General features: G+C 75.9%; 1 pseudogene. It reads left to right on the top strand.

The window, feature by feature from the left end:
* Window positions 1–58: 58 nt before the first annotated feature.
* Window positions 59–13339: pseudogene (locus IH45_RS0132370) on the top strand (amino acid adenylation domain-containing protein); the annotation flags it as partial.
* Between the last annotated feature and the right edge of the window lie 23 nt (window positions 13340–13362).

Raw genomic sequence — 13362 nt, forward strand, 5'->3', positions numbered from 1 at the left:
GGCCGACTCGCGGCCGTCCGCCGTGGTGTGCGGGGAGGGGACGCGAGCGGCGGTTCCGGTGGATACGGCGGGGCCGCTGGTGGTGCTGGAGAAGGTGGACGCCGTTGATGCGGCGTCTCAAGTGCCGATATCCGGTGGCGACTTGGCGTATGTGATGTACACCTCCGGCTCGACCGGCACCCCGAAGGGTGTCGCCGTGCCGCACGGCAGTGTCGCCGCGCTGACGGGCGAACGCGGCTGGGCCGCCGGGCCGGACGACGCGGTGCTGATGCACGCGCCGCACGCCTTCGACGTGTCGCTCTTCGAGATCTGGGTGCCGCTGGTCTCCGGGGGCCGGGTCGAGGTGGCGCGGCCGGGCGCGGTGGACGCGCAGCGGATCCGCGAGGCCGTGCGCGGCGGGGTGTCGGCGGTGCATGTCACGGCCGGGCTGTTCCGGGTGGTCGCTGAGGAGGCGCCGGAGTGCTTCGCGGGCCTGCGGGAGGTGCTGACCGGCGGCGACGTGGTTCCGGCGGCGTCCGTCGCACGCGTCCGGGAGGCCTGCCCCGACCTGGCCGTACGGCATCTGTACGGGCCCACCGAGGTGACGCTGTGCGCCACCTGGCACCGGCTGCGTCCCGGCGACGCCGCGGGCCCCGAACTGCCGGTCGGCCGCCCGCTGGGCAACCGGCAGGTGTACGTCCTGGACGCGTTCCTCCAGCCCGTACCGCCGGGCGTGACCGGCGAACTGTACGTCGCCGGGACCGGGCTGGCGCAGGGCTACTGGCAGCGGGCCGGGCTCAGTGCCGAGCGCTTCGTGGCGTGCCCGTTCGCCCCCGGCACGGGGGTCCCCCCGGCCGAAGGCTGGGGGAGGATGTACCGCACCGGCGACCTGGTGCGCTGGACGCGCGACGGCGAGCTGGTCTTCGTCGGGCGGGCCGACGCGCAGGTCAAGGTGCGCGGTTTCCGTGTCGAGCTGGGCGAGGTGGAGGCGGCGCTGGCCGCGCACCCGGCCGTCGGCCAGGCCGTCGTGGTGGCGCGCGCGGACGGCCCCGGGGAGCGGCGGCTGGTCGGCTATGTCGTACCGGACGGACAGGAAGCGGACGCCGAGCAGATCCGCGAGCACGTCGCCAAGGTGCTGCCGGACTACATGGTGCCCGCGGCCGTGCTGGTCCTGCCGTCGCTGCCGGTCACGGTCAACGGCAAGGTGGACCGCGCGGCGCTGCCCGCCCCCGACTTCGCGGGGCGGGTCTCCGGACGGGCGCCGCGCACCGGGGCCGAGGAGACACTGTGCGGGCTCTTCGCCGAGGTGCTGGGGCTCGACCGGGTGGGCATCGACGACGGGTTCTTCGCGCTGGGCGGCGACTCGATCGGCTCGATGCAGCTGGTCTCGCGGGCCCGCCGCGCCGGACTGGTGCTCACGCCGCGTCAGGTCTTCGACCACCGGACCGTGGAGCGGCTGGCGGCGGTGGCGACCCGTACCGACGCGGCGTCGCGCGCGGCGTCCGACGTCGGGACCGGCGAGGTGCCCTGGACGCCGGTGATGCGGGCGCTGGGGAAGCGGGCCGCCCGGCCCGGGTTCGCCCAGTGGATGGTCCTGGGCGCGCCGGCCGGACTCGGACTGGACGCGCTGACCGCCGGACTGGCCGCCGTCCTGGACACCCACGACATGCTGCGCGCCCGGGTGCGCGACGGCGCGGCGGGGCCGGTGTTCCAGGTGCCGGGCCGCGGCGCGGTGGACGCCGCCGCGCTCGTCACCCGTACCGACGCCACGGACGTACCGGACGACGGCCTGGACGGCATCGCCGAGCGCGCGGCGAGTGACGCCGCCGCACGGCTGGACCCGGCCACGGGCGAGATGGTCCGGGCCGTGTGGGTGGACGCCGGGCCGGAGCGGACCGGACGGCTCGCCCTCGTCGTCCACCACCTGGTCGTGGACGGCGTGTCCTGGCGCATCCTCGCGCCCGACCTGCGGGCCGCCTGCGAGGCCGCGACCGCGGGCCAGGCGCCCGAGCCGGAGCCGGTCGGCACCTCCTTCCGCCGGTGGGCGGACCTCCTCGCCACCCAGGCGTTGGACGCGTCCCGTACGGCCGAACTGGCCGACTGGACCGCACTGCTCGACACCGCCGGGCCCCAGCTCGGCACCCGCGCGCCCGACCCCGCCACCGACACCGCGGCCACCCTGCGCCGCCGGTCGTGGACGGTCACCGGCGCGGCGGCGGCCACCGTACTGAACCGGGTACCGGCCGCCTTCCACTGCGGTGCGCACGACGTGCTGCTGGCCACGCTGGCGGGCGCGGTCGCGCACCGGCGCCCGGAGGCGGGCGCCGGACTCCTGGTGGACATCGAGGGCCACGGCCGGGAACCGCTCGACGGTACGGACCTGACCCGCACGGTGGGCTGGTTCACCAGCGTCCACCCGGTCCGCCTGGACCTCACCGGCATCGACCTGCCGCAGGCGCTGACCGGCGGGCCCGCGGCCGGAGCGCTGCTCAAGACCGTCAAGGAGCAGGCCCGCGCGGTGCCCGGCGACGGCCTCGGGTACGAGCTGCTGCGCCACCTCAACCCGGAGACGGGCTCCGCACTGGCCGGTCTTCCGGCGCCGCAGGTCGGCTTCAACTACCTCGGCCGCTTCACCGGCGGCGCGGACGGCGGCGCGGTGGCCGCGTGGCAGCCGGCCGGTTCGACCGCGGTCGGCGGTACGGCCGCGCCCGACCTGCCCGCCCGGCACGCCCTGGAGGCGAGCGCGGTCGTCCGCGACACCCCGCACGGACCGGTGCTGGACCTCGCGCTGAGCTGGCCCGCCGCCCTCCTCGACGAGACCGCGGTGGACCGGATCGGCGACGCCTGGCTGGACCTCCTCGGCGGCCTGGCCACGCACGCCGACACCCCCGGCGCGGGCGGGCACACCCCCGGCGACTTCCCGCTGCTGGACCTCACCCAGGAGAGCGTGACGGCGCTGGAGGCGGCCGTGCCGTCGCTGACGGACATCTGGCCGCTGTCGCCCCTCCAGGAAGGGCTGCTGTTCCACGCCGCCTTCGAGGAGGAGGGCCCGGACGTCTACGAGACCCAGCGGCTGCTGGACCTGGACGGGCCGCTGGACGCCGCCCGCCTGCGCGCCTCGTGGGAGGCGCTGCTGGCCCGGCACGACGCCCTGCGGGCCAGCTTCCACCAGCGGGAATCCGGCGACACCGTGCAGGTCGTCGCGCGGGACGTGACCCTGCCGTGGGACGAGGCGGACGTGTCCGCGCTGCCGGAGGACGAACGGCAGGCCGCGCTGGACCGGCTGGCCGCGAACGAACGGGCCCACCGCTTCGACCTCGCGGCGGCCCCGCTGCTGCGGCTGCTGCTCGTCCGTCTCGCCGAGGACCGGCACTGCCTGGTGGTGACCAGTCACCACATCCTGCTCGACGGCTGGTCGATGCCGGTCGTCCTGGACGAACTCGGCGCGGCCTACGCGGCGGGCGGCGACGGCGCGGGGCTCAAGCACACCGCTTCCTACCGCGACTACCTGGCGTGGCTGGAACGCCAGGACCGGGACGCCGCGCGCGCCGCCTGGCAGGCGGAACTCGCGGGCGCCGAGGAGTCGACGCTGGTGGCCCGCACCACCGACCAGGGCCGGGCACCGGCAGCCCCCGAGACCGGCTCCGCCGAACTGTCCGAGGACGGCACCCGGGCGCTGACCGAGCTGGCCCGCCGCCACGGCCTGACCGTCAACACCGTCGTCCAGGGTGCCTGGGCCATGGTGCTGGCGCGCCTGGCCGGGCGTACCGACGTGGTGTTCGGCGGCACCGTCTCCGGCCGCCCGCCGGAGCTGCCCGATGTCGAGTCCATGGTCGGCCTGTTCATCAACACCCAGCCGGTACGGGTCGTACTCGACGGCGCGCAGCCCGTGCTGCGCCTGCTCACCGGCCTCCAGGAGCGCCAGTCCGCGCTGATGGCGCACCAGCACCTCGGGCTGTCCGAGGTCCAGGGCCTGGCCGGGCCCGGCGCGGTCTTCGACACCATGCTGATGTTCGAGAACTACCCGCGCACCACCGCCACCCTGTCCGGCACCGTACGGTCGGACGCCGAGGTGACGATCAGCCAGTCCGACATCGTGGCGGGCACCCACTACCCGCTGGCCGTGGGCATCGTCCCCGGCGACCGGCTGCGCGTGTACGTCACCTACCGCCCCGACCTGTTCGACCGGCGCGAGGCCTGGCGGCTGGGCGAGCGGGTCGTCCGCGTCCTGGAACGGATCGTGGCGGACCCGCACGCGCCCGTCGGCCGGATCGGCGTGCTGGGCGCGCCGGAACACAGCCGGGTCGTCACGGAGTGGAACGCCACGGCGGCCGGGGAGCCGGCCGGCGCGTCGGTGCCGGAGCTGTTCGCCGCGCAGGTGGCGCGGGCGGGCGACGCGGTGGCCGTGTTGGACGGGCCGCAAACTGTCGAATACGCGCAGTTGGACGCCGAGTCGGGCCGTATCGCCGGGTACCTGCGCGGCCTGGGCGTGGGGCGCGGCGACCGTGTCGCGGTCGTGATGGAGCGGTCGGCCGGCCTGATCGCGGCGCTGCTCGGCGTGTGGAAGGCCGGGGCCGCGTACGTACCGGTGGACCCGGGCTACCCGGCGGAGCGGATCGCGTTCCTGCTGGCGGACTCCGGCCCGGCCGCCGTGCTGTGCACCGCGGCCACGCGGCCGGCCGTACCGGCGGACGCGGCCGGGCGGACGGTGGTCGTGGACGACCCGCGGGTGGCGGACGGGCCTTCCGGTACGCAACTCCCGGTCGGCGCCGACGACATGGCGTACGTCATGTACACCTCCGGCTCGACAGGCGCCCCGAAGGGCGTCGCCGTGCCGCACGGCAGTGTGGCCGCGCTGGCCGGGGAGCGGGGCTGGTCCCTCGGCCCGGACGACGCGGTACTGATGCACGCGCCACACGTCTTCGACGCCTCGCTGTACGAGATCTGGGTGCCGCTGACCAACGGCGCGCGCGTCGTGGTCGCCGCCCCCGGCACGGTCGACGCTGGGCGCGTCCGCGAGGCGGTGGCGGCGGGCGTGACGGCCGTGCACCTCACGGCGGGCCTGTTCCGGGTGGCCGCCGAGGAGGCGCCGGACTGCTTCGCCGGGCTGCGCGAGGTGCTGACCGGCGGCGACGTGGTTCCGGCGGCGTCCGTAGCCCGCGTGCGGGACGCGTGCCCGGACGTGACGGTCCGCCACCTGTACGGGCCGACCGAGACCACGCTGTGCGCCACCTGGCACCGCCTGCGGCCCGACGACGAGGCCGTGCCGGATGTGCTGCCCATCGGCCGCCCGCTGCCCCGTCGCCGGGCGTACGTCCTGGACGCGTTCCTCCAGCCCGTACCGCCCGGCGTGGACGGCGAGCTGTACCTCGCCGGGACGGGGCTGGCGCGCGGCTACCTCGACCGCGCCGGTGCGACGGCCGAACGCTTCGTCGCCTGCCCCTTCGCCCCCGGCGTGGGGGTCCCCCCGGCCGAAGGCGGGGTGGGGGTCCCCCCGGCCGAAGGCTGGGGGAGGATGTACCGCACCGGCGACCTGGCGCACTGGACCCACGACGGCCGCCTGGTCTTCGCCGGGCGCGCGGACACCCAGGTCAAGGTGCGCGGCTACCGGGTGGAGCCGGGCGAGGTGGAAGCGGCGCTGACCGCGCACCCGGCGGTCGCCCAGGCCGTGGTGGTGGCCCGCGAGGACCGGCCGGGCGAACGCCGCCTGATCGGGTACGTGGTGCCGGACGGCACGGCCGTGGACGGCGACGCGGTCCGCGACCATGTCGCCGGGCTGCTGCCGGACTACCTGGTCCCGGCCGCCGTGGTGGTGCTCGACGCGCTGCCGGTGACCGCGAACGGCAAGGTGGACCGGGCCGCGCTGCCCGCCCCCGACTTCGCCGCGCGGGCCTCCGGGCGGGCGCCGCGCACCGCGGCCGAGGAGACCCTGTGCGCCCTGTTCGCCGAGGTCCTGGGCCTGGAACAGGTGGGCGTCGAGGACAGCTTCTTCGAGCTGGGCGGCGACTCGATCATGTCGCTGCAACTGGTCTCGCGCGCCCGGCGCGCCGGCGTCGTCGTCACGCCGTGGCAGGTCTTCGAGGAGAAGACCCCCGCGCGGCTGGCCGAGGTCGCCGAGACGACCGGGGACGGCGACGGCGCCCCGCAGGACGCGCCGGACGACACGGCGGGCGAGGTCGCCTGGACCCCGGTGGTACGGGCGCTGGGCGTACCGGCCGCGACGCGCGCCACGTTCGCGCAGTGGGCGGTCCTCGGCGCGCCCGCCGGACTGGGCGAAGACGTGCTGACCGCCGGGCTGGCCGCCGTACTGGACACCCACGCCATGCTGCGGGCCCGCGTGACGGACGACGGGCCGGAGCCGACACTGCACGTGGCCGCGCGGGGTGCGGTGGACGCCGCCGCGCTGGTCAGCCGGGTCGATGCCGCTTCCGTACCGGACGACGGCCTGGACGTCCTGGCCGACCAGGTCGCGCGGGACGCCGTGGAACGCCTGGCGCCCGCCGACGGCGTCCTCGTGCAGGCGGTGTGGCTGGACGCCGGTCCCGGACGGACCGGCCGGCTGGTCCTCGCCGTCCACCACCTGGTCGTCGACGGCGTTTCCTGGCGCATCCTCGTACCCGACCTGCAAGCCGCCTGCGAAGCGGTGGCGGCGGACCGGGAACCGGACCTCGACCCGGTCGGCACGTCCTTCCCGCAGTGGTCGGACCTGCTGGCCGCCCAGGCGGCGGACCCCGCGCGCACCGCGGAACTGGAGCAGTGGACCGCCCTGCTCGACGGTCCCGACCCGCTGATCGGCGAGCGGGCCCTCGACCCGGCGCGGGACACCGCGGGATCCGTGTGCCGCCGCACCTGGACCGTGCCGCGCTCCGCGGCCGCCGTCCTCGCCGGCCGGACCCCGGCCGCCTTCCACTGCGGCGTCCACGACGTGCTGCTGGCCGCGCTGGCCGCCGCCGTCACCCGGCGGCAGGACGAGCGCGGCCAGGACACCGGCGCCGGAGTCCTGGTGGACATCGAAGGGCACGGGCGGGAGCCGCTGGCGGACGCGGACCTATCCCGCACGGTCGGCTGGTTCACCAGTACGCACCCGCTGCGGCTGCGTCTGACCGGTCTCGACCTGGCGCAGGCCCGCGCGGGCGGCCCCGCCGCAGGGGCGCTGCTCAAGGCCGTCAAGGAGCAGGCCCGCGCGCTGCCCGGCGACGGGCTCGGGTACGAGCTGCTGCGCCACCTCAATCCGGAGACGGGCCCGGCACTGGCCGCCCTTCCCGCCCCGCAGATCGCGTTCAACTACCTCGGCCGTTTCACCGCGGGCGCGGAGACGGACGCGGTGGCGCCGTGGCAGATGGCCGGGGAAGCGGCGCTCGGCGGGTCCGTCGACCCGCGCATGCCCGCCCGGCACGCGCTGGAAGCGGGCGCGGTCGTCCAGGACGGCCCCGACGGGCCCGCGCTGACCCTGACCCTCAGCTGGCCCGGCGGACTCCTCGACGAGACCGCGGCGGAACGGCTCGGCCAGGACTGGCTGGCGATGCTCGACGGCCTGGCCGCGCACACCGGAGGACCCGGCGCGGGCGGCCACACCCCCTCCGACTTCCCCCTCCTGGCCCTGACCCAGGACACCGTGGAGGAACTGGAGACCGCCGTACCGTCCCTGACGGACATCTGGCCGCTGTCGCCCCTCCAGGAAGGGCTGCTGTTCCACGCCGCCTTCGACGAGGACGGCCCGGACATCTACGAGGGCCAGCGGATGATGGAGCTGACCGGCCCGCTCGACGTGGCCCGGCTGCGCGCCACCTGGCAGACGCTGCTGATGCGCCACCCGTCCCTGCGGGCGAGCTTCCACCCGCGCGCTTCGGGCGAGACCGTGCAGGTCATCGCGCGTGACGTGCCGTTGCCGTGGCGCGAGGCGGACCTGTCGGGGCTGCCCGAGGACGCCGTACCGGACGCGCTCCAGCGGCTGGCCGACGGCGACCGCGAACACCGGCTCGACCTGTCGGTGGCGCCGCTGCTGCGGCTGCTGCTGGTCCGGCTCGCCGAGCGGCGGCACGTGCTCGTCCTGACCAGCCACCACATCGTCAAGGACGGCTGGTCCCTGCCGGTGCTGATCAACGAGATGGCGGCGGTGTACGCGGCGGGCGGCCACGACCGCACGCTGCCGCCCGCCACCTCCTACCGCGAGTACCTGTCCTGGCTGGACCGCCAGGACAAGGCGGCCGCACGGGACGCCTGGCGCGCGGAACTGGCCGGGGTGGACGAGCCGACCAGCGTGGTCCCGGCCGAACTGGTCCGCGCCCCCGCCGTACCGGAACGCATCCGCTTCGAGCTGTCCGACGACCTCACCCGGGGCCTGACCGAGCTGACCCGCCGCCTCGGCCTCACCACGAACACCGTCCTCCAGGGCATGTGGGCACTGCTCCTCGCCCGGCTCACCGGCCGCCCCGACGTGGTCTTCGGCACCACCGTCGCCGGCCGCCCGCCGGAGCTGCCCGGCGTCGAGTCGATGATCGGCCTGTTCATCAACACCCTGCCGGTACGGGTCCACCTCGACGGCGCGCAGCCGGTCGCCGACCTGCTCACCGACATCCAGCGGCGCCGCACCGCGCTCCTCGCCCACCAGCACGTCGGGCTCCCGGAGATCCAGCACCTCGCCGGGCCCGGCGCGACCTTCGACACGCTCGTCGTCTACGAGAACTACCCGCAGCCGCCCGAGACCCCGGCCGACCCGGACTCCCTCGCCGTACGCCCGGCCGGGGTCCCGGAGGACCGGGGCCACTACCCGCTGACGTGGATCGTGGCCCCCGGCGAGCGCACCCAGGGCGACTTCATCTACCGGCCCGACGTCTTCCCGCGCGAACGAGCAGAACGCATGCAGGCGGCGCTGGTCCGCGCCCTGGAACAGGTGGTGGCGGACCCGGACACGCCGGTCGGCCGCATCCGGCTGCTCGGCGAGGACGAACGGGAACTGGTCGAGGACCGCTGGAACCGGACGGCGGCGCCCGCTCCGGACGCGCCGCTGCCGGAGCTGTTCGCCCGGCAGGCCGCGCGGTCGCGGGACGCGGCGGCGCTGGTGACCGACACCGGCACGCTGACCTACGGTGAACTGGCCTGGGAAGCAGGGCAGTTGTCCCGCCACCTGGCCGGACTCGGCGTCGGCCCCGAAGAGCGCGTCGCGGTGGCCGTGCAGCGGTCGGCGGCCATGGTGACCGCCGTGCTGGCCGTTTCGACGGCGGGCGGCGCCTTCGTACCCGTCGACCCGAACCATCCGGCGGAGCGCGTGGCGTACGTCCTGGCGGACGCGGCGCCGTCGGTGGTGGTGTGCACCGCCGCGACCCGGCACGTCGTCCCGGACGGGTTCGGCGGGCGCGTGGTGGTCCTGGACGACGCGGCGGTGGCGGCCGAGGTGGCCGCCCTGCCGGGCGGCCCGGTGACCGACGCCGAGCGGACCGCGCCGCTGCGCAGCGCCCACGCCGCCTACGTCACCTACACCTCCGGCTCCACCGGGCGTCCCAAAGGCGTCGTCGTGTCGCACGCGGGCCTGGGCAACCTGGCACACGCCCAGATCGAACGGTTCGCCGTGACCCCGCAGTCGCGGGTCCTGCAGATGGCGTCGCTGAGCTTCGACGCGGCCGTCTCCGAACTGTGCATGGCCCTGCTGTCCGGCGCCGCCTCGGTCGTCCCGGGCCCGGAGGGCCTGCCGCCCCGCGTGTCGCTGGGCGCGGCGCTGCGCCGCTGGGACATCACCCACGCGACCGTCCCGCCGAGCATGCTGGCGGTGGCCGAGGAACTGCCCGCGACGCTGGAGACGCTGACCGTGGCGGGCGAGGCCTGCCCGCCCGGCCTGCCCGCCCGCTGGGCCGAGGGGCGGCGGATGGTCAACGCGTACGGGCCCACCGAGACCACGGTCTGCGCGGCGATGAGCGCGCCGCTGGCACCGGACGCCGACCCGGTCCCGATCGGACGGCCGGTCGCCAACTCCCGTGCGTACGTGCTCGACGCCTTCCTCCAGCCGGTGCCGCCGGACGTGGCCGGTGAGCTGTACGTCACCGGCGTCAACCTCGCCCGCGGCTACCTGGGCCGCGCCGGGCTGACCGCGGAACGCTTCGTGGCCTGCCCGTTCGCGCCCGGCATGGGGGTCCCCCCGGCCGAAGGCGGGGGGAGGATGTACCGCACCGGGGACGTGGCGCGCTGGACGCCGGACGGCGAGCTGGTCTTCGTCGGCCGGGCCGACGCCCAGGTCAAGGTCCGCGGCTACCGCGTCGAGCCGGGCGAGGTGGAGGCCGCGCTCGCCACCCACCCGGCCGTCGCCCAGGCCGTCGTGGTGGCCCGCGAGGACCGGCCCGGCGACCGCCGCCTGGTCGGCTACGTGGTCGCCGACACGGCCACCGGTGACCGGGACGAGCGGCTCGAACAGGAGCAGGTCGGCGAGTGGCAGGACCTGTACGACACGCTGCACGCCAACCCCGAGTCCGATGTGCTGGGCGAGAACTTCGCCGGATGGAACAGCAGTTACGACGGGCAGCCGATCCCGCTGGAGCAGATGCGCGAGTGGCGGTCCCGGACCGTCGAGCGCATCCGGGCGCTGCGTCCGCGCCGCGTCCTGGAGCTCGGCGTCGGCACCGGCCTGCTCCTCTCCCACATCGCCCCCGACTGCGAGACGTACTGGGGCACCGACTTCTCCGCGTCGGCGATCGAGGAACTGCGGCGGCACGTCAGCCGCGACCCCGAGCTGGCCGGACGGGTCGAACTGCGCACCCAGGCCGCCCACGAGGCCGACGGCCTGCCCGCCGGGTACTTCGACACGATCGTCCTCAACTCGGTCGCGCAGTACTTCCCCAACGCGGGCTACCTCCAGGAAGTCGTGGAGCTGGCCGTTCGGCTGCTCGCCCCGGGCGGCGCGCTGTTCGTCGGCGACGTGCGCAACGTACGGCTGCTGCGCGCCCTGACCACCGCCGTGCACGTACACCGCGCCGCAGGCGACGGCGACACGGCCGCGCTGCGGCGGGCCGTGGAACGCAGCATCGTCCTGGAGAAGGAACTCCTCGTCGACCCCGAGTTCTTCACGGCACTGCGCGACCGGCTGCCGGACGCCGCGGGCGTGGACATCCGGCTCAAGCGCGGCCGGCACCACAACGAGCTGACCCGCTACCGCTACGACGTGACGCTGCACAAGCGGGGAGCCGCCGTGCTCTCCCTCGACGGCGCGCCGGAGCGCGACTGGCCGGACCACGACGGCGGCCTCGCGGCGCTGCGGCGGCACCTGGACGGCGAGCGGCCCGACCGGCTGCGCGTCACCGGTGTGCCCAACACCCGGGTCGCCCATGAGGCGGCGCTCGCCCGCGCCGTCCAGGACGGCGGGGACCCGGCCGAGCTGCCGGTCCCGGACCCCGAGGGGCCCGACGTCGAGGCGTTCCACGAGCTGGGCGAGAGCCTGGGCTACTGGGTGGGGGCCACCTGGTCCGCCGGTACGCCCGAGCACCTGGACCTCACCTTCGTCCGCGCCGGACTGGCCGACGGGGCCGCGCCGGTGGGCACGTACGTACCGGCCGGCGGCACCGCGGACCCGGAGGCACCGCTGACGGCGTGGACCAACGCGCCGGCCGCGGGCCGCGACACCGGCGCGCTGCTGGCCGCCCTGCGCGAACACGTCGCCGAGCGGCTGCCCGAGTACATGGTTCCCGCGGCCCTGGTGCCGCTGGACCGGCTGCCGCTCACCCCGAACGGCAAGGTCGACCGCCGGGCGCTGCCCGCGCCCGACTTCGCCGGGCAGGTCTCCGGGCGCGCCCCGCGCACACCGGTGGAGGAGACGCTGTGCACCCTGTTCGCCGAGGTGCTCGGCCTCGAACGGGTGGGCATCGACGACAACTTCTTCCATGTGGGCGGCGACTCCGTGATGTCGATGCAGCTGGCCTCCCGGGCCCGCCGTGCGGGGCTGGCGCTGACACCGCGTCAGGTCTTCGAGCAGCCGACCCCCGAGCGCCTGGCGGAGTCGGTGGAGTCGGACCGTGCGGCGGACCGCGCACGGGCGGCCGGGAACGTCGGTACGGGCCCGATCGCGGCCACCCCCGCGATGCGGTCGCTGGGCGCGCACGCCTTCGACCGGGGCCTCGCGGAGTGGATCACCGTGACCGCCCCGGCCGGCCTGGAGACACCTACGCTGACCGCCGGGCTCGCCGCCGTACAGGACACCCACGACATGCTGCGCGCCCGCGTGATGACGGACGACGACGCGGGGCCGGTGCTGGTGGCCGGTGACCGCGGCACGGTGGACGCCGCCTCGGTGCTCACCCGCATCGACGCCACGGGCATCTCCGACGACGACCTGGACGGCGTCGCGGACCGCGCCGGCCGGGAGGCGGCGGAGCACCTGGACCCGGCGGCCGGGCCCGCGGTACGGGCCGTGTGGCTGGACGCCGGAGCGGAACGTACGGGTCGGCTGGCGCTCGTGGCTCACCACTTGGTCGTGGACGAGGCGTCCTGGCACATCGTCGTCACCGACCTCGCGGCGGCCTGCGCTGCCGTGGCGGACGGTGCCGTACCGGAACTCGCGCCCGTCGGCACATCGTTCCGGCGGTGGGCCGAAGAACCGGCCGACGAGAGCCCGGCTGCCGTACGGACCTCGGACATCGCGGAGCACCGTTCATGGACCGTCCCCCGCGACACCGCCGCCACCCTGCTCCACCGCACCCTGCCCCTCTACCACTGCGAAGCCCATGAGGTGCTGCTCGCCGCCCTCGCGGGCGCGGTCGCGCGCGACGAAAGCGGCGCGTCCGTCGTGGCGGCGGTCGAGCGGGACAACCGGAACAGCGGTGAACTGGCCCGCACCGTCGGCCGGTTCACCGCCTTCGGGCCCGTACGGCTGGACCTGTCCGGCACCGATTTGGACGGGGCTTGGGCGGGCGGCCCGGCGGCCGGTACGTTGGTGAAGGCCGTCAAGGAACAGCTGCGCGCCGGCCCCGGGGCCGACGCGGCCCCGGACGCCCTGCCGGAACCGCGCGTCTCCTACACCCACCGGGACCGGTCCCGCACCGGACCGGCGGACGGACCCTGGCAGCCGGCCGGCGCCGCGGCCGACGGCACACCCCGGTCCGACCTGCCCGCCGCCTGTTCCCTGGAGGCGAGCACGGTCCTCCGGGGCACCCGGGACGAGCCGGAACTGACCCTCACCCTCGGCCTGCCCGCCCACGCCGCGGACCCGACGGCGGCCGAGCGTATCGGCCGGGCATGGCTGGACCTGCTGTCCGGCCTGGCCGCGCACACCACCGACCCGGCGGCGGGCGGCCACACCCCCTCCGACTTCGGGCTCCTCGAACTCGCCCAGCAGCAGATCGACGAGCTGGAGGCCGGATTCACCGATGACAAGCGCTAGCGACCGAGCACGACGAGGCGTTG

The sequence above is a fragment of the Streptomyces rimosus subsp. rimosus genome, assembly GCF_000720725.1.
GTDB classification, from domain to species: domain Bacteria; phylum Actinomycetota; class Actinomycetes; order Streptomycetales; family Streptomycetaceae; genus Streptomyces; species Streptomyces rimosus_A.